We start from the raw sequence: 26,711 nt of genomic DNA, 5'->3' as shown, positions 1-26,711 counted from the left end.
CCCCGCGGCGTTTTCCCCCCCCCCGCCTCCTACGCCGGCGGGTGCCGCGGCCCCCACCCGCCCCCCGCGCCCCCGCGTGTGGGGGGGCCCGCTTCGGGTGGAGCCGGCTCAGTGGACGTCCCCGTCGACCGGCCGCGCCGGGTCTCGATCAGCACACCGCGCTGCGCGGGCTGCTGCGCCGTCGTCCCCGGCCCGCCCGCCCCCGCACCGAGGGCCGCCGACGACTCGCCGGCATCGGCAAGCGGCACGACGCTGCGGATGACGCTCACGAAGCCCCAGGTCAGCGACGTGGGGCCGCGTCGTTGTCCAGACCCCTGAGGGTGCCTGCTGTGCCCTGTGCGTCGACAAGGCGCGCGAGTTCCACCCTCGAAGAGATGCCGAGGCGGGCGTAGGTGCTGCGAAGGTGGTGGTCGATCGTGCGGGGACTGAGGACCATCCGGATCGCGATCTCGCGATTCGTCGCTCCGTCCGCGACCATCCGGGCGATCAGGGTCTGCTGCGCGGTGAGCGCGCCAAGGGCCGCCGCTGCCGGGAAGCGGGTGGACCGGGCCGTATCACCGAGTGCGCGCAGCTCTGCCTCCGCGTGCCGGGCGCCGGGCAGGGCCCCGAACTGCTCGAACGCCTGGAGCGCCGCACGCAGCCGGTCCCGTGCCTCCGTGGTTCGCCGCATCCGTCGGAGGGCGATGCCGTACAGCAACTCGGTCCGCGCGCGTTCGAGGTGACGGCCATCCGCGTCGTGCAGGTCCAGGGCGTCACGGTAGTGGGGGAGGGCCTCCCCGCCGGAGGCGAGCAGCGCCCGGCAGCGGGCCGCGAGGGCCAGATGACCCGGGCTGGCGACGGTGTCCGCCCAGCGTGTGTAGCCGGCGGCTGCCGCGGCCGCGGCAGCCGGTTCGCCGGCGCGGACGGCGGCCTCCACGTAGTGCGGGGTGGAGAGCAGCCGAATCGCCGGATGCCCGTGCCCGGGGCCGAGGCGGGCCAGGGTGCGCAGCTGGGAGGCGGCCTCGGCTGGGCGGCCCTGCGCGAGGTCGAGGTAGGCCAGCGCCCAGAGGCTGAGCGCCGTGGCGAGCCCGATGCCGTGCTCCGCCGCGTACGTCCGGGCCTGCCGGGCGCGGTCCCGGCACGTGGTGGTGTCGCCCTGGAGCGCGGCCAGCAGGGCGAGGCCGGCCAGGATGTGGCAGGCGACGTTGTCCTGGCCGGTTTCGCGGGCGAGGCGGTGCGCGTCGACCGCGGTGGCCGTCGCGGCGCCGAGGCGCCCGTTCCATGCCTCGGCGTACGAGCGGAACTCCAGCAGCCGGGGCAGGGCGGCGTGTTCGCCCTGGGCGCGGGCGGCGGACTCGGCCCGGTGTGCCACGGCCAGGGCGAGGTCGTCGTCGCCGAGGTAGAGCGCGGCCAGCGCCGCGTGCACCAGCACAGTGGGGTCGTCGCCATCGCGGGCGAGGGACACGGCTTCACGGAGCCGGACGGCGGCCTCGGCGTAGCGGCCACGTACGGCGGAGGCGATCCCGGTGAGACCGGCGAGCAGGGCGCGGGCGGCGGGAGCGGACGGTGGCGGGCTCTTGCGGGCGAGGACCGCGGCCTGGTGGCAGCGGTGCAGGTCGCCGGTGTAGTGGCCGACTTCGGCCGCGTACGCGAGGGCGTACGCGGCGGTCGCCGGGGCGGCGAAGGCGGAGTCGGCAGGCGTACCGCCGGTGGCCGAACGCCCCGCGCCGGTCACCGCGTACGTCCCCCGCGCGTCGGCGAAAGCCGAGGTCGCCGCCTCGGCAAGGTCGTCGTAGGCGTTGGGGGCATGCCCGGAACGCAAGGTGACCAGGCCGCGCAGCAGCCGCACGCGGGGATCCGTGCCGGGTGCCGTGCGTTCCGCGGCGGCGAGGAGGCAGCGTGCCCGGTCGGGCAGGCCTCCGTGCCAGGCGTGGAGGGCGGCACGGGCGAGGGTGGCGTGGCGGACGGCGGTGTCGGGGCTGAGGAGCGCTGAGCGTTCCGCGTGGTGGGCAGCGGTGGCCGGGTCGGGGGCGGGTGCGCCGGCCAGGGCGCGGGCGAGGCGGCTGCTCGGGCCGAGGGAGGCGCAGGCACGATGCCAGTTCCACGGGCCGGGCTCGGCCCTCGGGTCGAGGACGAGCGCCAGCGACCGGTGGGCGAGACGCCGCTCCTCGGGTCCGGCGCTGTCGTACACCACGTCCCGTACCAGCGGGTCGGCGAAGACGAGACCGGCGGCGGTGGAGCGGATGAGGCCTGCTTCCTCGGCGGGTTCGAGGTCCGTGGGCTCGTGCCCGGCGGCGGCCACCGCGCGGTCGAACGCCCGGCTCTTCACGGGGTGCTGGTCGGCGGCGGCGAGCAGCAGCAGTCGGCGCGTGGCGGCCGGCAGCCGGGCGAGGCGGGCGCGGTGCTGTTCCGTGGCCAGCAGCCGGAGGGTCAGCGGATCCGGGAGCGGGTCGAGGCCGGCGCGTTCACGCGCGGTGAGTGCGGCGGTGAACTCGGCCGCCGCGCGCGTGTCGCCGTACACCGCGAGCCTGATGCGAACGCTCACGCCGTCCTGCGACAGCCCGGGGGCGCGGTCACCCGACTGTTGTTCCAGCGCACCCGCGCTGCGTGGCCCCACTGGCATGTCTCGTAACGCTAGAGCTAAGTTACCGGCGTGTAAAGACCGGTGTAACAGCCGATGGCCGTGGCGTCGCGCCGCCCTCACTCTGGGGCTCCCCCAGCAAGTGAGAGGAACCCCGATGCGACGATTCACCCGTGCGCTCTCCGCCGCCGCGGCCTGTGCCGCGGCGACGGCCGTCCTGCTGCCGGCGGCCCCGGCCCAGGCGGCGGTGCCCGATCCGGTTCTGTTCGTCCACGGGTACAAGGGCGGTGCGTGGAACTTCAACGAGATGGTCTCCGACTTCAAGGCGTCCGGCTGGCCCGCCGACCGCCTGTACGCGATGTCGTACAACCCGTTCCAGTCGAACGAGACGACCGCCGTGCAGATCCGCGATCAGGTCAACGCGCTGCGCGCCCGCACCGGCGCGGCGAAGGTGGACGTCGTCACCCACTCGATGGGCGGCCTGGGTTCGCGCTGGTACCTGAAGTTCCTCGGCGGCACCTCGTACGTCGATGACTGGGCGTCCCTGGGCGGCCCGAACCACGGCACGAACGCGGCGCAGGTCTGCGACTGGGCGCTCGCCTCGTGCAAGGAGATGGCGACGGGCAGCACCTTCCTGACCGCGCTCAACAGCGGCGACGAGACGCCCGGGGCCGTCAACTACGGGACCTTCTGGTCCACGTGCGACGAGTTGATCAACCCGGACTCGAGCACGGTCCTGTCCGGCGCGAGCAACATCAACGTGGGGTGCGTGGAGCACGCGTGGCTGCTGGTCAGCGAGAACGTCTCGCAGCTGACGCGCAACTTCGTCAGATGACGCGAACCGTCACCGACTGAACCCCGGAGGCGGAGGGCGGTCACCCCAAGGCCGTCCTCCGTTCGGGTGCCCCACTGATCGTTTCAAGATGCCGTCCTGCGGAGACGTCGGTGCCCAAGGGAACAATGCTTGCAGCCGCGGGCTCAGGGGGATGACGCCGTAGGGAACGGCGCCGGGCTCCACGGGAGTTGGTGCTCATGTCCACGCTCCGAACGCAATTGACGAGGCCATGAGGGTGGCGATTTCCTCGCTGGAAAGACTGAGATGTCCTCGGCCTGGTCCGTTCGCGCCGGATCATCAGCCGGAGCGGGCACGTCGGCACCTACTCCTCCACGGTTCATGGGGCAGGGTGCCGCTTCGTCAGCGACGACGCCACTGAGGTCGATGTGGACTTCGCAGCCGACGGGAGCGACGTCTTCGACCTCTGACGGCTGCGCTGGTATGGGCTGAGCCAGCCGGAGCCTCTGGACGTCACGGATCAGGACCTGAGGTCCGCAGTAGGGCCCCTGCAACCGCTTCTGGACGAGCGGCCGGGGTGGTTCAGCTCGATCACTCTCGGCGCGGGGTTCATCGCCGCTCCGGCGGCGGCCCCCGCCTCCTTCACGGCGGCGGCCGACGCGCCGAGCCGGATCGCCGATCCCGGAGGCAGCCTCCTCGGTGCCGGCCGGTCCGGCTTCCTGAACCGGGCCCTCGTCGGCGACACCCACCGGCTCCGCTGGACGGTATACGCGGACGGCATGACGACCACGCTGCCCGCGACGGAGTCGACGCGCGCCGAGGTCTTCTTCACGGAGGTCCGTCCGGAAGGTGTCCGGCCTGCCCGAAGGCGCGCTCATCGGCTCTGTCCGGGCCTCCCGCTCCGGGGCCGCGTTGGTCGACATCGTCGCCCGTTCCGAGACCGTCTTCGACCCCCAGCTGACCATGGTGGACGTGGCCGCCGCCCAAGCCGGTCGGCCTCACTCCGCCCTGGAGATCAGCCTCCCCGGCAGCACCCACGGCCTCTCCGACACGCACGCGGCCTGGTCGGAGGGCACCGGCTCCACCGTGACGCCGGCCATCGCCGACCGGGGCACCGAGAAAGTGCGGCGCGTAGCGGTGGGGAAGCAGCTCGACGGCGGAACCAACGTCGGCGTGCTGGGCACATGGGTCACGTACGGCACGCCGATCGGGCTCGACCGGGACATGGACTCCCCGCCCGTCGACGTGATCCAGGCGCTCACGGCCAGGTCCGCGACCACGGACGAGACGATTAGGCTCCTCGACCACATGACCGACGCCGTGCCCGCTCCCGACGGGACCCTGCTGGTGCGCGGCGGCATCGTCGGGAAGGGCGAGGGCCTCTACCGGATCGCCGCCGGCGACGACGGCAGACCGACCGCCGAACTCGTCGCCTCCGACGGACGGCCGACCGCCGAACTCGTCGCCTCCGACGGACGGCCGACCGAGCTGACCTACCTCGGGACCGACCTCCGCATGCTCGACCTCGACGCCGATCCCGCCAAGACCCACCTCAAGTGGCGGATGTCCCGGGTCAACGCCGACGTGTACCTCAAGCTGACCCACCGGAGGTCCGGCGAGACCTTCGAGCTCAAGATGCACCTCTACCGCGAGTCCGCCGGGCGCCTACACCTACGACGACCGGACCTTCGGTGCGACAAGGCCGGGAAACTGTGGCTGTACCTCGGCAAGGGGGACGGAACCTTCGCCCCCGGACGCCGATCGGCGGCGGCTGGGGCCCGTACACCGACACCGTCGGCATCGGTGAGGCCGACGGCGACGGCAGGCCCGACCTGTATGCCCGCGGCACGGGGAACACCTCGTACTTCTACGCCGGTACGGGCGACTGGAAGGCCCCCTTCAAGGCCCGGACGGCCAGCACGGTCCCGGGCACCGAGCCGAACAGCCTGCACTACAAGGTGTTCTGACGATCCGCCACTCGCTGCCGCACCTCTCTCCCCGCCCGGGCACATCGGCATCGCCGCGCGCGCCCGGGCCGGTCCGTGAAACCCTCCCCCTCAACGAGTACGTGGACAGCGACCACCAGTTGCGTGCCTACGTGCAGGCCGACAGGGGGATCGTGGTTGCACCTCGAACTGGACTACCTTGTTCTGCTGATGAGCTTCGGGACCAAGGGCCAGGAGGAGCCGGATCCGAAACGAAGACGAGCCCCCTCCCGCGGTGCGCGGGAGGGGGCTCGTTGCGTTCTGGATCAGTCGGTCAGTTCGAACTTCCGCGTGGGCGGCTCGGCCTGACGGGGTGACCAGTGACGCTGGTGAGCCAGCGGCTCGTCAGCCGACGATGGCCCAGGACTGGGGGTGGTTCCAGGGCGTACCACAGGTCCACAGCGTGAGCCAGGTCCCGTTGCTCAGGGAGTTGCCCTTGGCGGTGATGCGCTTGCCGCCGTGGCGGGTCCAGATGCGCTCCTCCGCAAAGTTGCTTTCGAAGCGCTGCGGGTTGGCGGACGCGTAGGGGTTGCAGTCCCACAGGGTGAGCACGGCGCCGTTGGTGCCGGAGGCGTTGCCCTTGGGCGTCAGGCACTTGCCGCTGACATCGTGACGCAGCATCGTGCCGTCGTACCAGTGCCACTTCTGGAGGCTGCTGCCCGTACAGGACCAGACCGTGACGACGGTGCCGTTGGCGGTGCTGTTCCCCTCGGGGGTCGCGCACTTGTTCTCGGTGTTCCACAGGACCGAGGTGCCGACGGCCTGCGCCGGGCTAACGGTGAATGAGGTGAACCCGATCATGGCGGCCAGTGCGAAGAGCGCGGTCGACAAGATGCCGGCTTCGGGGGTCATCGGTAGGAGAGCGGGTGGTACTGAGAACGATCACGGCCGGGCTACCTCAGAATTGTCCCGTAAATGATCTTGAGTCACCCAAGGCAGTGACGATTGCCGTACGTTCGCCGGCCTGTCCAGGAGGACGAGACTGTGCATCCGGGCGATGCCGAGATGGCCTACATGTTCTTGGTGACCGAGCAGCTCCTGCTGGGCTTCGAGCGGCAAGGTGGCGGCCCGCTGGCCCAGGGCGGCGAACAGTCGTCATCCGCCCATCCTGCCGCCTGGCCGACGGCAGGGGAGGGGCGGGGCGTGCAGATCGTTGACGGCACCCTGATCCCCACCGACCGGATCCGCGCGGACGAGCCGTCCTACTCGATGAAGCACCGCAAGCACGGGATGAACGTGCAGGTCATTGCCCGTCCCGACGGCACACCGCTCTCGTTCTCCCGCGCGACACCCGGTCGCACCATGACCTGACCGCGGCCTGCGCCCACGGCATCCTGCAGCCCTGCCTCACTCGACAGATCCTCGTGAACGGTGTCGTGTGATGCGCAGGGGTGTGCGTCAAAGGATTTCACCGGTGCTGACTGCGGGGGCGATACCTGCATGACCCACCGCTGATGATCACAGGCATAGGATCACGAGCATGGACATGCGAAGAGTCGTCGAAGAACTTGTAAAGGAAGCCGACCGGCAGATCCGCGACCACAAATGGGTCCTGACGCCCGACGACCGTGCCGTCGCGGCGAAGGCCGCCGACGAACTGCACGCTGCCGTGGGCGCCCCGAAGTCCCAGCAGGACCTGCCCGAGGTCGCCCGGCTGGAACACCTGCGGGAAGCACTCGCCGCAGTGGCCATCGCCCTCGCCCACGTACACGGACACCTGGCCTGGTTCCTCGGCGCCGCGGCCACCGCTCTCACGCCAGTCCTGCACTGGCGCGCCCTGCCCGCCGATCACGGCCCCACCTTCGGCGCCGTCCCGCCGACCCTCCAGCAATACGCGGAAGCCGAGGACGCGATCCGCCGACTTCAGACCACTCTCGCCAGTATCGCCACCGCCTGACACGGTCTGACGGAGGCGCGACCCGCGCCCAGTACGGCCCACGCCCTCACGCCTGCCCGCTGGCCGGTCCACCCGCAGCGATGCGCACCCGCGAGCAGCACCGCGTACCAGTCCGGCGCCGGTATCGGGGTTCGGCGGGTCGGTGCCCCGTGCTCGCCCGCCTCGCTTCCTGTGGTGCGTCAGCTTCATGGCATCGAGGCGAGCCCTGAGGACTTCGACAAGGCCGGTGTCACCGTCTCCGGCGCTGTCCCCGCGTAGCAGTCCCGTCACGGTGCGAGTCCAGGCGGGGCGACAGAACCGCTACCGAAGGAGCGGGCGGCAGCGGAGCGAGGTAGCTGTCGCCCTTCACCGTGACACAGGTGGTGGGTGCGGGTGGTGGACGGGCGGCCGGGCGGTCAGCTCGCCGCGGGTTCAGTGGTCGTGGTGCGCGGGCCGGGATGACGTCGCCGGCCGACGGGTGCGGGCTTCCACCAGTTGGTCGGCCCGAGAAGTGCCATGACTGCGGGGACGAGGATCCCGCGGACCAGCATCGCGTCGAGGATCGCTGCGGAGGCGATGCCCGCGCCCATGAGTTTGAGGATGGTGACGTGGGAGGTCGTGATGGCAGCGGTGGAGATGGCGAGGGCCACTGCGGCGGAGGTCATCAGCCGCCCGGTGCGGGAGATGCCCTTGACGATTGCCCTCTGGTTGTCCAGGCCGCGGTCGAACTCCTCCCTGATTCTTCCGAGGAGGAAGACCTCGTAGTCGATGGACAGGCCGAACGCGACGGCCAGGGTGAACAGCAGCAGACTCGCGTCGAGGGAACCGGTGACCGTGAACCCGCCCAGCGCGTCCGCCCCGTGTCCGTACTGGAAGATCCACACGATCAAGCCGAGAACGGCAGCCAAGCTGATGACGGCCACCGCGAGCGCCTTCAGGGGTGCCATGGCACTGCGGGTGAACGCGGTGAGCGCGGCCAACAGAACCACACACATCGCCACGGCCACCCACGGCAGCGCGCCGCGCACCGCGTCTGTGGTGTCGGTGATCTGCGCGGCCCGACCGCCGACCAGGGCCGGGCCCGGCGCGGGAGTCTTCCGCAGCCCATCGACCAGGCGCGCGGCCTGAGGCGTGTCGGGTCCCGCCGTGGCCGCCACCAGCACCACTGCCGGGCGCCGCTCCTGGTCCGTCTGTCCAGGCCGACCTGCCGCAGGGTGGGGCACCACTCGCACCGCACCAACATGTGGCAGCCGGGCCACGGCGGCCGTGTAGTTTCCCAGACCTGCGCCCGGCCGTTGAAGGACCACCACCTGGACTCGTTCCGGAGGTACGTCGAAGCGCCCGCGCAGATCCGCGGCAGCGGCGGCGGCTGAGGCCGTCGGCGGCAGCGTCCGTTCGTCGATCGCGCCCAACCGCAGGCCCGCTGCGGGCCAGGCCATCACGACCAGCATCGCGAGCGCCCCAGCGCCCGCCGCCACAGGCCGGGCAGTGACACGGCGGGCGAGCTCCCGCCAGAACCGGCTGGCTCCTCCGATCGGAGCCCGGCGCAGCCTGCGCAAGGGGTCGGCGCCATCGACGCGATCACCCAGCAGCGTCAACGCGGCCGGCAGCACCGTCAACGCGGCCAGCGCCGCCAGCAACGTCACCGCAACACCCGCGAGGGCCAGCGCGCGCAGCAGCGGGACGGGGATGGCGGCCACCGCCACCAGGCACGCAGAGATCACTGCTGCCGAGCAGAGCACGCAGCGCCCCGACGTGTTGAGCGCCAGGTCCAGTGCTTGGGTGCGCGGCATCCCCTTGGCGTGTTCCTCGCGGTAGCGGGCGAGGACGAACAAGGTGAAGTCGATCGACAGGCCGAAGCCGATAGCCGCGGCCGCGTTGACCGCGAACGCAGACACCTCGGTCACGTGAGCCAGCAGACCCAGCAAGGGCACACAGCAGACGACAGCCAGCATCGCGACCACGAGGGGCAGCGCGGCCGCAGCCCACGAACCGTAGGTCAGCAAGAGGAGAAGCATGATGAGCGGCGCAGCCCAGAGCTCCGCCTTCAGAAGATCGGCCTCGGCCTGCTGGTCGATCTCGGCCGTCGCCCAAGAGACCCCGCCGGCGTCCACCCGCATCCCCGGCACCGCCGCCCGCACCTTGGGCACCAGACGCAACGCCGCTTGCTTGCGGTCCGCGTCGCTGCCCGACAGCGAGACCGTCACCAGCCCGGTGCGTCCGTCCCGCGAGATCAGCCAGGGATCTCCCGTGGCAGCCGACCGCACCGTACGCACGGCCGGCTCGTCTGCCAGCACGCGAGCAACGACCCCGGCACCCGCTGCAACCGCCGATGGTGCGCCTCCGTCGCGCATCGTCACGGCGAGCTCCAGATCCGGGATGCCGACTCCCAGCAGTTCAGCCTGGGTCTGAGCTTCGGCTGATTCGGTGCCTGTGGCGATGGTCCCTCCTGCGCCGAAAGCGCCGGAGACCGCTGGGAGGCTCAGGAGCGCCGCGACCAGCGCAACCGCCGCGCACACCACCACCCCCCAGGCCCGGGCCGCCGACCATGCCCCTCTCGCTGTCCCCTCTCCACTGCGTACTGGCATACCCCCCCTAACGATCAAGGCGTACATAAGTGATGTTGCTGTGGGCGGGAGGGCGACCCAGCGGCGACGAGCCGAGCTGCCTCTTCCCGCCCGCTCCGGGCGCGTCAGGAGCGGGTTCAGTGGTGAAGGGTGACCTTGTCATTGCGGGCTTCGGGCAGTTGGGCCGCCCTGTCGGCGGGCGCGGCGTCCAGAGTGGCGCGGCGCCGTCGGCACAGGCGGTCCAGGACCTGCACCCCCGGTTCCGCGCCGCGGAGCAGGGAGGGGCCGGAGCCGACGAAGCGCGAGCAGACGCCCACGTGGGCGTGGTGAACATCTGTCAGGACTTCGACCAGGCGTCGGTGGGCTGGTCGCAGGGTAGAAGACCTGGCCGGTGCGGCCAGGCCCCACTCGCGCAGACTCTGCACCAGGACACGGTGATCGGCCGACCACAGGCCGGAGAAGCCACGGGGAGCCTGCGGCGGGGCCATCGAGGGCCGGACCGTGTCGTGGTAGTCCTGCGCGTCGAAGGACGCGGTGACGCGCAGAGCGGCCGCGCTGGCGCGCAGGAAATGAGCGGCGCTTTCCAAGCCGAGGGCAGCACCTGCCGCCGAGGGAGCGCGAAGAGCGTGCCGCAGAGCGAGGACGGTCGCCTGGGTGAGGGCGAAGAACAGCCGGTGCCCCTGAATCCAGCGTTGGCCCGCCGTGGCTTGGGTCCGGGGTTCGGGGAGACCGGTTTTCGGCGTCAGGCCGGCCGCGTGCGCGGCGAGATCGAGGTCGGGCTCCGCTGAAGATCCGTCCGGGTTGCGGGCGAAGGCCCGCACGGTGGCCAGGGAGTCGTCGAGGGCGACGATCAACAAGGGCGCGGGGGTGCAGGCGCACCGCGAGACCGCGAAGTATTCGTCGAAGGCGGCCTCGCGGGGGTCGCGTTCTGGGAGTCGGCGGTGGTCGCCCGGTGTGCGGTGGCGGTCGGGTCGGTTCGCGGCCTCCCGCAGGGCCGACAAGTCGTGGGGCAGGTGCTGGGGCGGGGCGAGCCACAGCACGGATTCGCTTGTCATCTGGGTCATTTCGCTAGTTTTTATGCGGTACGTTACCCGGTATGTCAGTGACTCCTGGTGATGATTCGTTCCGCAGCGCAATCGGCGAGGTCGCCGCGATCCTGGAGGACTACTGGGAGGACCTGCGCGAGGAACGCCTGCCGGTGACGCCGGACCTGCGCCCCGGGGACGTACGTGCGATGCTGCCGGACCGCCTACCGGTGCACGGCGAGCCGATCCGGGATGTCCTGGCCGACGTACGGCGGGTGGTGATCCCCGGGCTCGTCCACTGGCAGCACCCCTCGTTCCTTGGCTACTACCCGACCCAGACCAGCCCCGCGTCGGTGGTCGGCGAACTGCTGGCCTCCGGCCTGGCGGTCCAGCACATGATGTGGTCGACGGGCCCGGCCGCCACCGAACTCGAGGAGGCGGTGCTGGACCACCTCGCGGTCGCGCTGGGCCTGCCGGAGTGCTTCCTCAGCACCGGGGACGGCGGCGGGGTCCTGCAGGACTCCGCGTCCTCGGCGGTCCTGGTGGCCGTAGCCGCCGCTCTGTACCGGGCCTCGGACGGACGCTGGCGCGAGCACGGCACCGAGGGGCGCTACCGCATGTACTGCACCGACCAGGCGAATTCCTGCGTCCCCAAGGCCTCACGCATCGCCGGCCTGGGAGAACCGATCCAGATCCCCACCCTCGCGGGCACCTGCGAGATGGACCCCCGCGCCCTGCGTGAGCAACTGGCAGCCGATCGCGCCGCAGGCCTGGTACCCGCGATCGTGGTCACCTCCGTCGGCACCACCGGCACCTGCGCCATCGACCCGAACGCCGCCATCGCCGCCGTGTGCCGCGAGTTCGGAACCTGGTTGCACGTGGACGCCGCCTACGCAGGCTCGGCCGCCGTCTGCCCAGAGAACCGCTGGATCAACGAGGGCGTCGAACACGCCGACTCCTACGCCGTGAACTGCCACAAGTGGCTGCTCACCGGACCGCCCTGCGACGCCATGTGGGTAGCTGACCGCCGCAGCCTCACCGCAGCCATGGACATCCGCCCGCCCTTCCTGCGCAACCAGGCCAGCGACTCCGGCGACGTCACCGACTTCCGCGACTGGCAGGTGCCGCTCATGCACCCCTTCCGCGCCCTGAAGCTGTGGTTCGTCCTGCGCACCCACGGCGTCGAGGGGCTACGCGCACACATCCGCGAACAGCTCTCCCACGCCGCGCTGCTCGCCGACCTGGTCCGGGACACCCCCGGCTTCGAACTGGTCTCCCACTCACTGGGACTGGTCTGTTTCCGCCTCACCGGTGACAACGCCCGCACCGAGCGCCTGCGCACCGACCTCGACGCCACCCACCAGATCCTGGTCACGCCCACCACCGTTGACGGCCGCTACATCCTGCGCGCCGCGCTCGGCTCGCGCCTGGCGTCCCAGGCCTCCCTGCGCAACGCCTGGGCACTGGTGCGCGAGACCGCAGCCGCGATCCCCGACAACCAGCCCGCGTCATCCGAAACGTCTCCGTCGACCCCGGTGGGCGCTCGGTAACCAGGTACCTGCCCGGACAGCGCCCATGGGGAGCCATGGACCGTGGACGTGAGCCAGTGGGATCCGGCCGCACCGGCACTCCGTCCACGTCGTATCCCACAAACGTGACGCGCCTCGTGGACATGAACCCATCGCCCCAGCCTTCGCCACGCGAACGAATTTTCAGCGGAGAACCCTGTGCACGACCATGATGACGCGACCGCGGCGGGCGAGCGCTGGTTCGCCTACGCGGCCGCGCACCCACACACGAACGTGGAGATCGGCGGGGTGGCCGTGGTCGCCGGCCCCGCCCCTTCGACCGTCGAACTGCACGCGTTGATCGACCTGATGCGGGCGGCCCACCCGCCGCTGCGCGACCGGGCCCGCCCCCGGGGCACGAGCGCGACAAGCCCGGCAGCGCCAGCCGATCACCTCGAAGAGGTCGCGCTGTCCGCGCATGGCGGTGATCTCGCGCTGCACGCAGGGATCGAGCGCGTGTGCGCCCAGCCGCTCACGGACGTCACCTGGGGCATGACCCTGCTCCACGGCCACCGTGACAACGAGTTCGCCCTGCTCCTTCGCGCCCACCACGGCCTCCTCGACGGCATGTCCCTGATCGGGATCACGCTCGCCGCGGTGCGGGAACCCGGCCCCCCGCGACGCCGCACACCCTCAGTCCCCCCACCTTCCTGGACGAGCACACGCGTACGCGCCCTGGTACGCGCGGTCGCCGGGATCACGCTGCCCGCGAACGCAATCAGCCTCGGCCCCGACCGCGTTCAGGCCCCGACCGGCCCACCCAGGCGCATGTGGGTCCGCACCCCCCTGCCTCGTATGAAGGCCATCGCCCGGGAAGGTGGTGTCAGTCTCAACGACGTCTACCTGGCCGCCCTCGCCGGCGCCCTGCGGCCCTGGCTGCCGGACAAGAGCACAGGCACCGTACGGGTGACGGTCCCCCTCAACACCCGGCGCGTCGACACGAGCACCGCGCTGGGTAATTTCCACCGCGGTGTCCCCGTCATCCTGCCTTGCCACCTGCCCACCGCCGCCGAACGCCTGGCCGCCACCCGCCCGGCCACAAGGAACATCCGGAACAGCCACCGCGATCCCGACGCGGAGGTCCTCTTCGACATCCTGCCCACGCGCTGGCATGGCAGAGCCCTGGCACGAATCCTGCACCCGCGACGCACCACCATGGTGGCCACGCACGTCCCCGGCCCCGCACATCCTCTGAAACTCCACGGCCACAGCATCAACGCGTTGCTGCCGCTGATGTTCCTGCCCGCAGGACACCACCTGTCGATCTGTCTGGGTGAATACGCCGGAACGGCGCACCTGGCCGTCGTCGCCGATCCCAGCCTGCCCAACCTCGACGAACTCCCCGCCCGCTGGCTCGCCGAGCTCGACGCGTTCGAGGGTGCCCTCACACAGCCCCGCCCTGGCACAGCCTCCATGCCCAGCACCATCACGGATCCGGCACCGGACGACGCGGAACGCGTCGCTACGAGTTCTGCCGGACCAGACTCGTAGCGGGAGCGGTACAGGTTCATGGACGCGCTGGACGGACGGCCTTCTGCCGAGCCGTAGCAGACCGGGCTACCCGCGCTCGGCCAGCGGATCGAGTTCCTCACCGGCGAAGCCGAGGAGGGCGGCCAAGGACCTCGGCGCGACCGTCACCGTCCTGCCGCCGCCCTGCCCTCCCCGGACGCGAGTCCCGCCCGCGCCGCCGTGGACACCGCGCCGCCTACGCCACCACCGCGCCGCCTACGCCGCGACCTCGCACGGCAAGGCCACCCGTCCATCAGGCGACGCCCTCCGATCCCCGCCACGCAACTTCCGTACGGCTGGTTCGCCGAGCCCTTTGTTCACGGCGATCTGGACCCCCACAGGCTGCGGTCCAGATTGCCGGCGCCTCCGCGTCACCCCCAAGGGACCCGCGTGGACCACGGACGTCTCTGCCGGAAGCGGCGCGGATCTGCAGCCCTGTTCAGCGAACCGAGGCCGGCTTGGACGGGGCTGAGGATTCGAAGATGCGGGTGAACCGCGCGGCCTGGCCGGCGGAGTGCTCCAGCACGGCCGCGAGTTCCTCTCGTGCCTGCTCGCCGTCCGGGCGCAGACCAGTGGCGTCGAAGATGCCCAGGAAGCGCACGATGGGCTGCAAGACCTCTTCGTAGTGGGTGACGGGACTGTAGATACCGGAGCGGGCCATCGACTGGGCAAGCCGCGCGTAGCCAGGGGCGCCGTGGCCGGGCGCACGGATGGAAGCGACGACATCTGCCACGGCCCGTACGGTGCGGTCAGGCTGCAGATCCATCGCCGCCGACAGGACCGTGCGGTAGAAGAGCATGTGCCGGTTCTCGTCCTTGGCGATGCGGTTGAGCATTGCCTCGCAGGCCGCGTCGCCGCACTGAAGCTTGATGTTGCGGTAGGAGACGCGGGTGCCGAGTTCCTGGAGGGTCACATAGACCAGGGAAGCGACGACATCGTCGCCGTAGTCCATGCCCCAGCCGTTTTGGACATGGGCGGTTCGGTCGTTCTCCAGGGTGACAGGATCCACCGCGCGGGTGACCATGAGGTAGTCGCGAATGGCGATACTGTGGCGGCCTTCTTCGACCGTCCAGCGGTTGATCCAGGTTCCCCAGGCTCCGTCCCGGGTGAAGAGCTCGGCGATCACCCGGTGGTAACTCGGCAGGTTGTCCTCGCTGAGGAGGTTATGCACCAGGCCATCCCTGGCTGCCTTGCCGAGAGTGCCCTGTTCCGGCTCCCAGGGTGTCCCGCCCAACACGCCGTCGAAATCGGCGCCCCGACTCCAGGGGGTGTACTGATGGGGATACCAGTCCTCCGCGCTCTCCAGGTGGACGTCCACCGCCTTCGCCACCACTGGTTCGAGCTCGCGCAGCAGGCTGATGTCACGGCGAGGTGCCTGGTAGCGGTTCATGGCTACTCCAAGGGGTTTCGGCCTGCGGAGCGTCACTTGTCCGGCCCTCCGACAGGGGTGTCACGTGATGCTTGGCCCCCCGGACGGCCCACCTGCGGGTGGTGGCTCCTGCGCCCTCACCGTTCGATGTCGGCAACGTCCGGCGCGGCCCTCGGGGGGCCGTGCCAGGACCGTCACACCCCGGGTCGGGTCAGCTTGATGGCCGTACGATGTGGCGTGGCCGCGGTGGGCTACGTGCTGCTGAGCAGTAGGACCGCGTTCTGCCCGCCGAAACCGAAGGCGCAGCTGACGGCTGTTTTGGTGGTGACCGGACGAGGCGGTCCGCTCACGATGTCCAGCATGTGCTTGCTGTCCTGCTGCTGGAAGTTCGCGGTGGGCGGGACCGTGCCGTGGCGTAGCGCGAGGACCGTGTACGCCGCCTGGATCGCGCCCGCCGCCCCCAGGGAGTGTCCGATCACCCCCTTGGACGCCGTGACTGGAGGCGTGGTGTCGCCGAAGACGCGCACCAGGGCTGCGGCTTCCGCCTCGTCGCCGAGCGGGGTGGAGGTGCCGTGCGCTTGTACGTGTCCGATGTCGTGAGGGCTGCACCCCGCGTCTTGGAGGGCGGCCACGATTGCGCGGACGGCGCCGTCGCCCTGGGGATGCGGGGCGACGGGATGGTAGGCATCGGACCCCGCACCGTAACCGCGCAGCAGGGCCAGCACCTCGGCCTGTCGGGCGCGTGCGTCGGCGGCCCGTTCCAATACGAGGACGGCGGCTCCTTCACCGAGGACGAATCCGTCCCGAGCCGAGTCGAACGGTCTGCTGGCCAGCTCGGGTTCGTCGCGGCGCGGCGACAGTGCGCGCATCCGGGTGAAGCAGGTGGCCGTCATCCGGGACCGGCCCGATTCACTGCCGCCCGCAAGCACGATGTCGCAGGTTCCCGACCGCAGCAGATCGCGTGCCACTCCGATCGCGGTCGCCCCCGAGGCGCAGGCGCTCGCGGTGGTGAAGTTGGGTCCCTGGGCGCCGAGGTCCATGGCGACCTCACTGGCAGCCATGCTCGGCACGCTGCGCGGCAGCCCGAGCGGCGAGACGCGCCATGGCCGGTCCGCGCCGAGATGGCCGAACTCGGTGATGTATGTGCTCAGGCAGTTCGCTCCGACGCCGAGTACGACCCCGACCCGTTCGCCGAGTCCGACGTCCGTGGGCAGAGCGGCGTCGGCGACTGCCCGGCGGGCGGCGAGGAGCGCGAACTGGATGAACCGTCCCACCCGCCGGGCCAGCAGCGGGCCGAGTCCTGCCGCAGTGTCGAGGCCGGTTACCTGGCAGGAGAAGTCCACGGGCAGGCCATGGAGTTCGGGGTCCCGGGCGGCCAGCGACCGGCCCCGGCACAGGGCCGCCCAGTTCTCCTCAGGCGTGTGCCCGGCCGGGGTGACGAGTCCGAGCCCGGTGATGGCGACGTCAGCGGACATCGGCGAAGGCCCGGGCGGCGTCGGCGAGGGTGGCAGACGGGGCAAGGTCCATTGCCTCTTCGGAGGGCACGATCCCGAACCGTTCCTCCGCCGCCACGACCAGTTCCATCAGGGCCAGGGAGTCCATGCCGAGACTCTCGAAGGTGAGGTCCGGCGTGAGCTGCCGGGCGTGTGCCTCGCCGCCCATCTGCTCGTTGACCAAGGCCACAAGCTGTTCGGGAAGGGCGTTGTACGCGGCTTGGGTCATGTCTGGTTCCTCCTGGAAGGGTCTTCTATCTGTACGTGGATCGCGGCCGTCACCGCCGGTCATTCGGATGAACGACGCGCGGCCTCCATGCGCGCGAACAGCTCCCGAGCTCGGGCCGCCCGTACGGTGAGCTGCTTCACATGCGCACCCAAGCGTTCCTGCGCCTGGTCGCCGGCCGCTCCGAGGCCGGCGAGAGAGGTGGCCTTCAAGGCCCGCACAAGGGGGGCCACCACGTGCTCGAGGTGGACATCCAGGTTGTAGATGCCCGATGCCGCGATGCGCGCCGCACGCCTCCGGAAGCCAGGGATCATCGCACCGGGCATCTCGAAGTGTTCGAGGACATCGGCCAGGGCGGCGAGCGCCGCGTCGGGGTACAGGGCGAGCGCGTCGGCGAACAAGTCCCGGTAGAAGAGCATGTGCAGGTTCTCGTCGGCCGCGATCCGCGTCATCAGCTGCTCGCCGGCCGGGTCTCCACAAGCTGCCCCGGCATTCCGGTGGGCCTGCCGAGTCGCCAGTTCCTGGACGGTGACGTAGGCCAGCGCATGCAGGGGCGTTGCCGCGCCCGAGTGGTAGCCGGTGCCGACGTGCCGCATCCGTAGATTTTCAAGGGCGATGGGGTCCACGACGCGGCGGGCGTGGACGTAGGCACGTAGGACCGACGCATGACGGTCCTCCTCGGCCGTCCACCGATGTACCCAGGTGCCCCAGGCGCCGTCCCGCCCGAATCGGGTGGCGATCTCGAAGTGGTAGCTGGGCAGGTTGTCCTCGGTCAGCAGATTGACCACCAGCACGTCCTGAACGGCTTGGGGCAGTGCTGTCTGCTCCGGTGACCAGGCCGTGCCGTCCAGCGGGCCGTCGTAGTCGTGTGCCGCGCTCCATGGCACGTACTGGTGCGGGAACCAGTCGCGGGCAGTGGCCAGGTGCCGCTCGAGGAGTCGCTCCACCGTCGGCTGCAACTCCCGCAGGACGCGCTCCGCATCGGCGACAGCTTCGGTCATCCACCTGTGCCCTTCTTCATATGCAGGGACATGCCTGTCCGCAGACTGCAAACGCATACGGCGGGAACCAGAAACGATCACTCACCCGTTTGATGTACTGGCGCCAACACCTCGCCACGTGCCCTTTGCGCGGCTGCGGCACCAGCAGAGGGTGAGGGCTACCCGGGTGGGAGCCGTCACGCGGGCACACAAGGCCGCCGCGCGGGCCAGCACCCTGGGATCGGACGGTCCGCCACCGATTCGTCGTCCGTAGCCGACGACCTCGCGGGTGGCCAGGTCCAGCCAGGTCGCCAGGTAGAGCCAGCCCTCGTCGGTGGCGATGAACGTGATGTCGCCGGCCCGGCACCGCCCACTTCGCCGGACGGGTCAGACTCCGACGCCTGCGCCGGGTGCCCCCGGTGAGACCGCGCTCGCGCCTGACCCGCTCGACCCGCTCTCGGCTGACCCGGCGGCCGAGTCGGCGCAGGTCGGCGTGATCCGGGGGATACCGCAGGTGTGTCAGGAGGCGATGCGCAGCACGGTGATTTCGTGGGCCAGAGCGTCTTCGGCAATCTGCGTTTCGGTGACCTCCTGGCCGAGCTCACCGACATCGAGCGCATCCAGTTCGACCTGTAACCGGTGCGCGAATGAGTGCGCCTGGTGCTGGGGCTGAGCGCTTCAGTTGGCGCGTGAGCGCCAGAGTTGGCGACCGGTGCGACTTTGAAACGACGCCAGGGACCGCCGCGACAATGTCGGCGAAGACTGCCAGGCTCGTTGTTAGATGCTTAGCTTATGTGCTAAATATCTAACATGACAGAAGCTCAGGATGAGGCGGGGGCCTTCCGTGCGCTGGCTGATCCGACGAGGCGTCAGATTCTTGAGGACCTCAGAGGTGGCGAGCTTGCGGCAGGCGAGATCGCGAGCAGGTTCGCGATCAGCGCGCCGTCCATTTCACGGCATCTCGGCGTGCTCAAAGGAGCGGGACTGGTCACCGAGCGCCGGGATGGCAACCGGATCCTCTACACACTGGCCGAGGACCGCCTGGCCACCTGCATCGGTCGGTTTCTCAGTGCAGTCTGCCCCGAACAGATCGTCCTGCGGCACACCAAATGGCGCCCCGGGGCGCAGAGCGAGGGATCATGAGGCAACCGCGTCTGTCCAGCGTCGTCGAACGACGGCTTCTGGTGAACTACCGGGTCGCCCCGGACGCCGCGGCACGCCTGCTTCCCCAGCCGTTGCGCCCGCAACTGGTGCGCGGCCACGCGGTCGCGGGCATCTGCCTCCTGCGGCTGGGAAGTGTCCGGCCGGTCTGGGCCCCCAAGGTGTTCGGGCTGCGGAGCGAGAACGCGGCGCATCGGATCGCCGTCGAATGGGACGGACCGGACGGCGTCGAGACCGGCGTCTACATCCCCCGTCGCGATACCGCCTCGCGGCTCAACGTCTGGGCCGGAGGCCGCGTCTTCCCTGGCGAACACGGCCGCGCCGCTTTCGAGGTGCAGGAGGCACCCGGCCAGGTGCGGGTCGCTTTCGCGACGTGGGACGGCGCCACCCGGGTGGACGTCACCGTCGAGCCGTCCGACGAGCTGCGGGGCAGCGATCTCTTCGCCGACCTCGCCGAAGCTTCCCGCTTCTTCCAAGACGGGGCAAAGGGCTATTCGGCCACCAGGTCCGGCCGCCACCTGGACGGCATGGAACTGCACACCGACGCCTGGCACGTGGAAGCCGGCCGGGTTCGCTCCGCCGCGTCGTCCTTCTTCGACGACCCGGACCGCTTCCCACCAGGGAGCGCAACCCTGGACTGCGCTCTGGTCATGCGCAACGTTCCCGCCAGCTGGCGCCCGCTCCCGACCATGGCCGCCAACCGAGGCGCTCCAGTCGCCGACTGAAGTGCTCCGTCACAGATGCTGCGTGTGGTTGTCCGTCAGGCCGCATGGCCTGTCCTGTGACTGATGGCTCGACCGTGGTCACGGTGGCGCGGAGGTCTGTAAGGACAGGTTGATGCGGTGGAGCTGGTGTCATCGGGATGAACTGATTCGGACAACGAGATGCGATGGAGCACCCCCGGTCGGACACCTCGCGGGTCGTGCCCGGAGTGTGGGTGGCGTAGGGGTTGTCCGGTAGCCCCCAGCAGTTGCGCCACGACCCTCTGGTGGCGAGGTCTCAGGCTTGTTGTGGTTCCCTGAAGCATTGCGGACATGCTGCTGGGTGCTGGACGACCCCAGCCGCTGGTCCACCAGGTCGCCCACTTCATCCAGGGCCGGATCTCGACTTCCCGCTGGGCGCGTAGGCCGGTTACCGGTCAGCGCGTAGTGGCACATGTGCGCAGCGTGCGGGCCGCGAGCGCCGTATCGCGTCGGACGTCGAGCGGCTGCGCGAGGGATTTCGCGCCGACTGGGCCCGTCGGCCCGAGCTTGTCGAGGACGCGCTCGGCAAGCAGACGCTCGCCTTCCTCGGACAGCTCACGGCCGCCTGCACCGCCGCCGCCGACCTCGCCCAGGCCGTCGAGGGGGCGTTTCCGCAGCACTCGGACTCCGAAATCAAAGGCGGGCCGTGCGGCCTCCCGCTGGAGGACCGGGCCCGGCTGGTGGCCGCGTACTGGCGCACGAACCTGACCATGCGCCAGAGCGACTGCAAGGCGTGGGCGGAATCCGGCGCCAAGGCCGCCTTCGGCAAGGCCCCCGTAACCGCCGACGGCGGACCTGGGCACCGGACTCGTCCCCCCACACCGTCGCGAGTGCGGCCAGATCGAACTGCCGGACTGGAAAGTCGCCCGAGTTATCAAACAGTCACGCTGCGACGAAACGCGCTCTTTGGACCCCACCCGCAAAATGACAGTCTTACATGTACGTCCGGCCATTAGACCGGTTCCCTCTGGCGCCGGAGGTGATTCAGGCAGTACACACGATGCAGTGAGCCAGTAGTGACACGGGGGAACGAGGGAACCGTATGGATCCGGAGCTTGCGGGCCTTGCTTCCGTAGCGGCTGCGACAGTGGTGCAACTGCTGACGACGGCCGGTTGGGAGCGGGCACAGACCTCGATGGGTGCGCTGTGGCGCCGCGTGTACCCAGACCGGGCGGACACGGTGGAGTCCGAGCTCGAGGAATCCCGTGCGGTGCTGCTCGCTGCACGGGAGGGCGCCGACGATCCGGCCGAGGTCGAGCAGGCCGAAGCGGAGCTGGTCGGCGAATGGCAGGGACGGCTGCGCAGGCTACTCGCGGCCGAGCCAGACCTTGCCGCGGAACTGCGCAGAATCCTCACCGACGACCTTGGTTCTGAGCCGCCCGGCAGAGGTCGGGATGAGCCGTCGATGAGGGTGTCCGTGCGGGCCTTGGACAGCAGCCGGGTCTACGTCGCCGGACGCGATCAGCACATCACCGAAGAGGGTGGTCGATGAGCCCGGAAGAGCCGCAGGCGAAGCGCGGTGCCAAACGCCCGGACACCGCAGACCACACGGTGGAGGGCGCGCCGCGCGGCGAGGGCGACGGTATCCATATCGAGGCATACGCCCGCGATCAGGCAAGCGTCAATGTCGCCGGGCGTGACCAGCACTTCCACTACGTCGAGGGAGTGCGCAAACGCCGCCGCGCCGAGGCAGGGAGTTCGGTGCCGGACTGCCCCTATCCGGGGCTGGCCGCCTTCGGGCAGGAGCACGAGCGGTGGTTCTTCGGACGAGAAGCGCTCGTCGCCGAGTTGACCGATCGCCTCGACCGGCGCCTGGACTCGGGTCGGCTCCAGGCGGTTGTGGCCCCCTCGGGCGCGGGCAAGTCCTCGCTGTTGCGGGCCGGACTGCTGCCGCACCTGGACCGGGCCGCGCTGCCCGGCTCCGACCGGTGGCCGAAACTCTTGCTCACCCCCGGCGTCTACCCGCTCCGTACTCTGGCTGACCAGATCGTGGCGCTCAGAGGCGTCGGATCGGAGGTGACGGCCGCCGATCTCGTCGCCGATCCGCCGCGGTGCCTCTCAGTCCTGGCCGAGGCCTTGCGGAACGACCTGCCGGGGCAGCCCGCGCGGGCGGTCATCGTGGTCGACCAGTTCGAGGAGCTCTTCACTCTGTGTACCGACGAGCAGGAACGGCGCTCCTTCGTCACACTGCTCGCCCGCCTTGCGGGCGGCCAGGCGTACACCGGCACGGAGGGTCCCTTGCAAGCCCTCGTGGTTCTGGGCATCCGGTCGGACTTCTACGCCGCATGCGTCGATTACCCTCCCCTGCGCGCAGCACTGCAGGACGCCCCGCTGGTCGTCGGCCCCATGACCGACGAGGAGTTGCGCGAGGCCGTCCTGCTGCCCGCCATGGACGTGGGGCTCGACGTAGAGGACGGGTTGATCGAGGTGCTCCTGCACGACCTGGGAGCCACCATGGCGATGGGGCCCGCAGGGGAAGCGCGCTACGAGGCAGGGCGCCTGCCGCTGCTCGCGCACGCCCTGCGGGTCTGCTGGCAGCAGCGGCACGGCGCCACACTCACCGTGCGCGGGTACCGCGACACCGGAGGCATCCAAGGCGCCATCGCCTCGACCGCGGACCGCATCTACAGCGGCCTCGACGACGACGAGCGGGGCGTGGCACAGTCTCTCTTCCTGCGGATGGTGCGGGTCGGCGACGGCACGGAGGACGTCCGGCGACGCCTGAGCCGCGCTGAGTTGGCGGACGTCGGCGGCGGCCGTGCCGAGGCGGTGGTCGACGCGTTCACCAGGGCCCGGCTGCTCACCCGCGAGCAGGAGACTGTCGAGATCACCCACGAGGCTCTGCTGCGCACGTGGCCCCGGCTGCGCGGCTGGATCGACGCCGACCGGGCCGGGCGCCTCATCCACCAGAACCTGGAGGAGGCGGCGGCCACGTGGGATGAGAGCGGTCGTGACCCGGCACACCTTTATCGTGGCAGTCCCCTGGAGATCGCGCGCGCCTGGGCACTCAACGCCGCGCCAAACGGCCTGAGTTCGGGGGCAAGGGCGTTCCTGACCGCTGGGGAAGGGGCGCGGCGCCGCGCCGCTCGGCTGCGGAACGCGGTCATCGCCGCCCTCGCCGTCCTGACCCTGCTCGCCTCGGGTGCCGCAGGCGTCGCGTTCAGGCAGCAGGGCGAGGCAGTACACCAACGGGACCTCGCCGTCTACAACCGGGTCGTCGCCGAAGCCGACCGGCTGCGCGGCACGGATCAGTCACTGGCCTCACAGCTCGACCTCGTGGCGCACCGGATGCGGCCCGGCGACGAGACGTACACCCGGCTGCTGAACTCCGGGAACACCCCGCTGTCCAAGCAGTTGCGGGGCCACACAGAACGGGTCTCGTCGGTGGCGTTCAGCCCGGACGGGCGCACCCTGGCCACCGGCAGTGGCGATGCCACGATCCGGCTGTGGGACACCTCCACCCCAAGCAGCCCCCGCGCTTTGGAACGGCCGCTGACCGGCCACGCCAAGGCCGTGCTTGCGGTGGCGTTCAGCCCGGACGGGCGCACTCTGGCCACTGCAGGTGATGACCGTGATCGGTGGGTCCGGCTGTGGGACGTGTCCGACCCGTCGGACCCCGAGCCCATCGGCCGGCCCTTGACCGGCCATGACGCCGTCATCAGCGGGGTGGCGTTCAGCCCGGACGGCCACCTGCTCGCCAGCAGCTCCGGCGATGCCACGGTCCGGCTGTGGGACGTGTCGAACCCTTCCGATGCCAAGCTCGTGGGTACACCGCTCAAGGATGGTCCGGGCAGGCTCTGGGCCGTGGCCTTCTCCCCGGACGGCAAGACACTCGCGACCGGGGCCGACGACTTCAAGGCCCGGTTGTGGGATGTGTCCGACCCGAAGGAGCCAAGGCGGCGCGGAGCCCCGCTCAATGGCCACACCAACACCGTCGCGTCCCTGGCGTTCAGCCCCGACAGCCGGACCCTCGCCACCGGCAGTGGCGACTCCACCGTACGGCTGTGGAACGTCGCGGACCCAGACAAGCCCACGTACGCCAACCAGCTCCTCAAGGGGCGCAGCACCGTGATCTCCTCGGTGGCGTTCAGCCCGGACGGGCATATCTTGGCAACCGCCAGCGCGGACGCGACCGTGCAGACGTGGAGCGTCTCCGACCCAAGACGTCCCAAGGCGCTCGGGCAGGCATGGACGGGGCACAGCAACACCGTGTCGTCGGTGGCGTTCAGCCCCGACGGGTACACCCTCGCCTCCGGCAGCTACGACCAGACGGCCCGGCTGTGGGACATGCCGCGCACGGTGCTGACCGGCCACTTCAACGGCGTGCTCGGAGCGGCGTTCAGCCCGGACGGGCGGCTCTTCGCCACCGGTGGTCTGGGCGGGGCGGTGCGGCTGTGGGACAGGTCGGAGCCTGACCGTCCGAAAGTTGTCGGCCGGGGGTTCCAGGCTCATACCGCCGACGTCAGGTCCCTGGCGTTCAGCCCGGACGGGAAGTTCCTCGCGAGTGCCGGGTACGACGGCGTGATCCAGCTGTGGAACATATCCGATCCGTTCAGACCCAAGTACTTGGGCAGTCCTCTCACCGGGCACGAGGGTGGCATCTGGACCATGGCGTTCAGCCCGGATGGCAAGACCCTGGCCACAGGCGGCCAGGACGCCACGATCCGCCTGTGGGATGTCACGGACCCGGGCCGCGCCGGGCCGGTCGGCCGTCCGGTGCGGCACCACGAGGGCATGGTGCTCGCCGTGGCGTTCAGCCCGGACGGAGACATGTTGGCCAGTGGCAGCTACGACACCACGGCTCAGCTGTGGGACGTCCGAGACCGGACTGGACCCGAGCGCGTCGGCCGGCCGCTGAAGGGCCACATCAATGGTGTCTCCTCCCTGGCGTTCAGCCCGGACGGTAAGACCCTCGCCACCGGCAGTAACGACTTCTCGGTGCGCCTGTGGAACGTTTCCCTGCCCAGCCATCCCATCAGCCTTGGCGAGCCGCTGACCGGGCACACCGATTCCGTGTTCGCCCTCGCCTTCAGTCCGGACGGCGGCACTCTCGCCACGGGCAGCTACGGTCAGGCGTCGGTGCAGTTGTGGGACGTCCGCACGCCCGCCCGGCCGAGCCGTCGCGGCCTGCCGCTGACCGCCCACACCGACTCCGTGTACGCCGTTGTCTTCAGCCAGGACGGGAAGACGCTGGCCACCGGCAGCCTCGACCAGTCGGCCAGGCTGTGGCAGCTCGACGTGGACGCGAGCATCGAGAGAATCTGTGTCGACACCGAGCCCCTCAGCCACGTGCAATGGCGCCGCTTCGTCGGGGAGGCAGTGGCGTACGCGCCGCCATGCGCCTGACGCGCCCAGCAGTTGACATTCTGGTTCTGGCGTCAGGCAGTACTGCCGAGGCAGCCCGATCCCCTGCGATCCGGTCGGCGATCTCCGTGTCGATGAACTCGCCCCCTCCGCGCGCAGCCGCTTCCACGAGGCGGCGACGTCGCGCAACTTGGGGTGAGCGGCGTCCGCGAGCGCGGTGGACAGGCGAGACGAGAACGCGTGGGGAGTCCCATGGGTGTCGCCGTAGAGCGCGAAGTCGTCCCCCCCCCAGCACTCCGGGGCTCACCGGCCGCGAAGAGACGCCCGCATCAGCTGCGACAGGACCGTGCACCGCGAGAGCCGGATGTTCGAGATCCGTAGCATCCGAGCGCCGCCCCGACCCGCCGGCACGACGCCAACGTCCTCCACCAGACGCTGCAACTGCGGCGTCCGCCGTCGGTAGCGCATGGCCAGCCCCAGTATCTGTTCGACGAAGGTCACCTTCGGGCACGTCGCGTTCTCGCAGGACGGTCGGCGTACGGACAAGTCGATGCGCACCGGCCGGCCCCCGAGACAGGCATCGGCGAGGCGCGCCGTACGGAGCGGCTGTGGCACCACTCGCTGAGCCGCGGTCGCATCCCGCGCATCGCGTGGGAACACCGGACCTCGTACGGGCGTGAACCACGACACTAGCGTCAGAGACATCAACCGACACCGCCAGCACGCCAGTCAACTGCGGGAGCAATGAGGAGAGTTCGACAGAACACAGCGACAGGCTGCCCGTCATGCGGACTGGCTGATCGTGTCATCGAGAGGACCTCCGGCTACGACATTCTTGCCCTCTGCCCCCGTGGTGGCTCAGGAGTAGGTCATGGGGCAGCCGTGCCGTATGGAGTACTGCGCGGCGCGCAGGTAGAGAGCCACGTAGAAGGCCGCGTCCCGGTCCTCGGCCGACGGTCCTGTCGGCGCCCGGTCGGGCCGCTCCGCCCCGCCCTCCAGGAACCACAAGCTCAGCGCGAGGTTCTCGCCCGCCGGTATCGCGTCCACCGGCAGTTCGATGGCGTCGGCGAGCCGCTCGGCCAGGGCGAGCACCCGCGGGGCCCCGGCGACCACTGTCTCGTCGCCGGAGTACGCGGTGCCGACGGGGAGCACGATTTCCTCCTCCAACGGGAACGGCACCAGCACACTCCAGTCGAGGAGGGCCGAAAGCTCCGCATCGGTCAGCCGCGTCCTGCACAGTGCCACGAAGCGGTCCATGGACGGGCTGACCTTCTCCTCGAACCAGCCCGGCGCCTCCCTCGCGACCTGCCGCAGCTCGTAAGGGGGCAGCCCGCGCCGCTCCAGCTCGGTGTTCAGCGCGGCGGCGACGTCCCCGTACCCGTCCTCCCCGAGTTGCGACCAGTCCTGCGCGGTGACACTCACCAGATAGACACCCATGATCGCAACGTACCGGTCGCCACCGGCAACGTCCTGCCTCTCGTAGGAGCGCGGCGGCCGTGCCCACCGGTTCAGCGCCGCCTGAGGCTTGTATGGGGCAGAGGCGCCGACCGCT

At 70.4% G+C, this 26,711-nt stretch carries 20 protein-coding genes and 2 pseudogenes; 12 read left to right on the top strand and 10 right to left on the bottom strand.

From position 1 onward, the window contains the following. Positions 1-280: 280 nt before the first annotated feature. Positions 281-2,524, bottom strand: coding sequence for a LuxR C-terminal-related transcriptional regulator (locus ACFWV2_RS28425; protein WP_384409135.1), 2,244 nt, complete (start codon positions 2,522-2,524; stop codon positions 281-283). A gap of 193 nt (positions 2,525-2,717) precedes the next feature. Here ACFWV2_RS28425 and ACFWV2_RS28420 point away from each other — a divergent pair, with 193 nt between their 5' ends. The 3 genes from ACFWV2_RS28420 to ACFWV2_RS28410 all read left to right on the top strand — a co-directional run bounded on the left by ACFWV2_RS28420 (position 2,718) and on the right by ACFWV2_RS28410 (position 5,399). Continuing rightward, positions 2,718-3,395 carry an esterase/lipase family protein gene (locus ACFWV2_RS28420; RefSeq protein ID WP_384409133.1) on the top strand — a complete coding sequence of 226 codons (678 nt, stop codon included), beginning with the start codon at positions 2,718-2,720 and terminating at the stop codon, positions 3,393-3,395. A gap of 275 nt (positions 3,396-3,670) precedes the next feature. Beyond that, on the top strand, positions 3,671-3,823 hold the full coding sequence (locus tag ACFWV2_RS28415) for a DUF6896 domain-containing protein (RefSeq protein ID WP_384409245.1): 153 nt from the start codon (positions 3,671-3,673) through the stop codon (positions 3,821-3,823). 379 nt (positions 3,824-4,202) lie between these two features. Next, a complete protein-coding gene (locus tag ACFWV2_RS28410; protein ID WP_384409131.1) occupies positions 4,203-5,399 on the top strand; it encodes a hypothetical protein in 1,197 nt (398 codons plus the stop codon). A 284-nt stretch (positions 5,400-5,683) separates the two neighbouring features. Here ACFWV2_RS28410 and ACFWV2_RS28405 read toward each other — a convergent pair whose 3' ends face one another. Beyond that, complete coding sequence (locus tag ACFWV2_RS28405; RefSeq protein ID WP_384409129.1) at positions 5,684-6,190, bottom strand: RICIN domain-containing protein; 507 nt, start codon at positions 6,188-6,190, stop codon at positions 5,684-5,686. Between the two features lie 276 nt (positions 6,191-6,466). Here ACFWV2_RS28405 and ACFWV2_RS28400 point away from each other — a divergent pair. Both ACFWV2_RS28400 and ACFWV2_RS28395 read left to right on the top strand, forming a co-directional pair. Continuing rightward, positions 6,467-6,705: pseudogene (locus ACFWV2_RS28400) on the top strand (transposase family protein); the annotation flags it as partial. 113 nt (positions 6,706-6,818) lie between these two features. After that, positions 6,819-7,235 (top strand): hypothetical protein, encoded by a 417-nt coding sequence (locus ACFWV2_RS28395; protein ID WP_384409127.1) that lies wholly within the window; start codon positions 6,819-6,821, stop codon positions 7,233-7,235. A 395-nt stretch (positions 7,236-7,630) separates the two neighbouring features. On the opposite strand, the gene ACFWV2_RS28390 is transcribed toward ACFWV2_RS28395, so the two are convergent. Both ACFWV2_RS28390 and ACFWV2_RS28385 read right to left on the bottom strand, forming a co-directional pair. Next, positions 7,631-9,568, bottom strand: a complete 1,938-nt coding sequence (locus ACFWV2_RS28390) for an MMPL family transporter (RefSeq protein ID WP_384409243.1) — start codon at positions 9,566-9,568, stop codon at positions 7,631-7,633. A 350-nt stretch (positions 9,569-9,918) separates the two neighbouring features. Then, positions 9,919-10,845 (bottom strand): hypothetical protein, encoded by a 927-nt coding sequence (locus ACFWV2_RS28385; RefSeq protein WP_384409125.1) that lies wholly within the window; start codon positions 10,843-10,845, stop codon positions 9,919-9,921. Positions 10,846-10,877: 32 nt separating this feature from the next. Between ACFWV2_RS28385 and ACFWV2_RS28380 the strand changes: the two genes are divergently transcribed. Beyond that, on the top strand, positions 10,878-12,356 hold the full coding sequence (locus ACFWV2_RS28380; RefSeq protein ID WP_384409123.1) for a pyridoxal phosphate-dependent decarboxylase family protein: 1,479 nt from the start codon (positions 10,878-10,880) through the stop codon (positions 12,354-12,356). Between the two features lie 177 nt (positions 12,357-12,533). After that, a complete protein-coding gene (locus ACFWV2_RS28375; RefSeq protein ID WP_384409121.1) occupies positions 12,534-13,865 on the top strand; it encodes a WS/DGAT domain-containing protein in 1,332 nt (443 codons plus the stop codon). Between the two features lie 457 nt (positions 13,866-14,322). Here ACFWV2_RS28375 and ACFWV2_RS28370 read toward each other — a convergent pair whose 3' ends face one another. From ACFWV2_RS28370 to ACFWV2_RS28355, 4 genes are all read right to left on the bottom strand, one after another. Next, positions 14,323-15,273: an acyl-ACP desaturase gene (locus ACFWV2_RS28370; protein ID WP_384409119.1), complete on the bottom strand. Its 951-nt coding sequence runs from the start codon at positions 15,271-15,273 to the stop codon at positions 14,323-14,325. A gap of 230 nt (positions 15,274-15,503) precedes the next feature. After that, positions 15,504-16,727: a beta-ketoacyl-[acyl-carrier-protein] synthase family protein gene (locus ACFWV2_RS28365; protein ID WP_384409117.1), complete on the bottom strand. Its 1,224-nt coding sequence runs from the start codon at positions 16,725-16,727 to the stop codon at positions 15,504-15,506. Further along, positions 16,717-16,974 (bottom strand): phosphopantetheine-binding protein, encoded by a 258-nt coding sequence (locus ACFWV2_RS28360; RefSeq protein ID WP_384409115.1) that lies wholly within the window; start codon positions 16,972-16,974, stop codon positions 16,717-16,719. Before ACFWV2_RS28360 ends, ACFWV2_RS28365 begins: the two co-directional genes overlap by 11 nt. A gap of 59 nt (positions 16,975-17,033) precedes the next feature. Beyond that, positions 17,034-17,972, bottom strand: a complete 939-nt coding sequence (locus ACFWV2_RS28355; protein ID WP_384409113.1) for an acyl-ACP desaturase — start codon at positions 17,970-17,972, stop codon at positions 17,034-17,036. 789 nt (positions 17,973-18,761) lie between these two features. On the opposite strand from ACFWV2_RS28355, the gene ACFWV2_RS28350 reads away from it, so the two are divergent. Continuing rightward, the gene (locus ACFWV2_RS28350) at positions 18,762-19,094 is read left to right on the top strand and encodes a metalloregulator ArsR/SmtB family transcription factor (RefSeq protein ID WP_150263333.1); all 333 of its coding nucleotides are present in this window, start codon (positions 18,762-18,764) and stop codon (positions 19,092-19,094) included. Next, positions 19,091-19,837 carry a DUF2071 domain-containing protein gene (locus ACFWV2_RS28345; protein WP_384409111.1) on the top strand — a complete coding sequence of 249 codons (747 nt, stop codon included), beginning with the start codon at positions 19,091-19,093 and terminating at the stop codon, positions 19,835-19,837. The genes ACFWV2_RS28350 and ACFWV2_RS28345 overlap by 4 nt, the downstream gene beginning before the upstream one ends. 413 nt (positions 19,838-20,250) lie before the next feature. Here ACFWV2_RS28345 and ACFWV2_RS28340 read toward each other — a convergent pair whose 3' ends face one another. Continuing rightward, entirely contained in the window at positions 20,251-20,475 is a 225-nt protein-coding gene (locus ACFWV2_RS28340) for a hypothetical protein (RefSeq protein WP_384409109.1), read from the bottom strand. Between ACFWV2_RS28340 and ACFWV2_RS28335 the strand changes: the two are divergent. From ACFWV2_RS28335 to ACFWV2_RS28325, 3 genes and pseudogenes are all read left to right on the top strand, one after another. Then, positions 20,476-20,716 (top strand): annotated as a pseudogene (locus ACFWV2_RS28335) (hypothetical protein); the annotation flags it as partial. Positions 20,717-20,897: 181 nt separating this feature from the next. Beyond that, positions 20,898-21,347, top strand: coding sequence for a hypothetical protein (locus tag ACFWV2_RS28330; RefSeq protein WP_384409107.1), 450 nt, complete (start codon positions 20,898-20,900; stop codon positions 21,345-21,347). Further along, positions 21,344-25,201 (top strand): hypothetical protein, encoded by a 3,858-nt coding sequence (locus ACFWV2_RS28325; protein WP_384409105.1) that lies wholly within the window; start codon positions 21,344-21,346, stop codon positions 25,199-25,201. The genes ACFWV2_RS28330 and ACFWV2_RS28325 overlap by 4 nt, the downstream gene beginning before the upstream one ends. Before the next feature lie 816 nt (positions 25,202-26,017). Here ACFWV2_RS28325 and ACFWV2_RS28320 read toward each other — a convergent pair. Further along, entirely contained in the window at positions 26,018-26,596 is a 579-nt protein-coding gene (locus ACFWV2_RS28320; protein ID WP_384409103.1) for a hypothetical protein, read from the bottom strand. Between the last annotated feature and the right edge of the window lie 115 nt (positions 26,597-26,711).

The organism is Streptomyces sp. NPDC058671, from assembly GCF_042716475.1.
Lineage (GTDB): Bacteria > Actinomycetota > Actinomycetes > Streptomycetales > Streptomycetaceae > Streptomyces.
Note: the sequence above shows the minus strand (reverse complement) of the source record. Positions and strands in the feature narration are given on the sequence as shown.

Excerpts from the sequence above, each read along its gene's own strand:
- ACFWV2_RS28395 (WP_384409127.1), top strand. The coding sequence starts at position 6,819 with ATGGACATGCGAAGAGTCGTCGAAGAACTTGTAAAGGAAGCCGACCGG.
- ACFWV2_RS28380 (WP_384409123.1), top strand. The coding sequence starts at position 10,878 with ATGTCAGTGACTCCTGGTGATGATTCGTTCCGCAGCGCAATCGGCGAG.
- ACFWV2_RS28370 (WP_384409119.1), bottom strand. The coding sequence starts at position 15,273 with ATGAACCGCTACCAGGCACCTCGCCGTGACATCAGCCTGCTGCGCGAG.
- ACFWV2_RS28385 (WP_384409125.1), bottom strand. The coding sequence starts at position 10,845 with ATGACCCAGATGACAAGCGAATCCGTGCTGTGGCTCGCCCCGCCCCAG.
- ACFWV2_RS28325 (WP_384409105.1), top strand. The coding sequence starts at position 21,344 with ATGAGCCCGGAAGAGCCGCAGGCGAAGCGCGGTGCCAAACGCCCGGAC.
- ACFWV2_RS28405 (WP_384409129.1), bottom strand. The coding sequence starts at position 6,190 with ATGACCCCCGAAGCCGGCATCTTGTCGACCGCGCTCTTCGCACTGGCC.
- ACFWV2_RS28320 (WP_384409103.1), bottom strand. The coding sequence starts at position 26,596 with ATGGGTGTCTATCTGGTGAGTGTCACCGCGCAGGACTGGTCGCAACTC.
- ACFWV2_RS28330 (WP_384409107.1), top strand. The coding sequence starts at position 20,898 with ATGGATCCGGAGCTTGCGGGCCTTGCTTCCGTAGCGGCTGCGACAGTG.
- ACFWV2_RS28355 (WP_384409113.1), bottom strand. The coding sequence starts at position 17,972 with ATGACCGAAGCTGTCGCCGATGCGGAGCGCGTCCTGCGGGAGTTGCAG.
- ACFWV2_RS28390 (WP_384409243.1), bottom strand. The coding sequence starts at position 9,568 with ATGCGCGACGGAGGCGCACCATCGGCGGTTGCAGCGGGTGCCGGGGTC.
- ACFWV2_RS28365 (WP_384409117.1), bottom strand. The coding sequence starts at position 16,727 with ATGTCCGCTGACGTCGCCATCACCGGGCTCGGACTCGTCACCCCGGCC.
- ACFWV2_RS28345 (WP_384409111.1), top strand. The coding sequence starts at position 19,091 with ATGAGGCAACCGCGTCTGTCCAGCGTCGTCGAACGACGGCTTCTGGTG.
- ACFWV2_RS28350 (WP_150263333.1), top strand. The coding sequence starts at position 18,762 with ATGACAGAAGCTCAGGATGAGGCGGGGGCCTTCCGTGCGCTGGCTGAT.
- ACFWV2_RS28420 (WP_384409133.1), top strand. The coding sequence starts at position 2,718 with ATGCGACGATTCACCCGTGCGCTCTCCGCCGCCGCGGCCTGTGCCGCG.
- ACFWV2_RS28360 (WP_384409115.1), bottom strand. The coding sequence starts at position 16,974 with ATGACCCAAGCCGCGTACAACGCCCTTCCCGAACAGCTTGTGGCCTTG.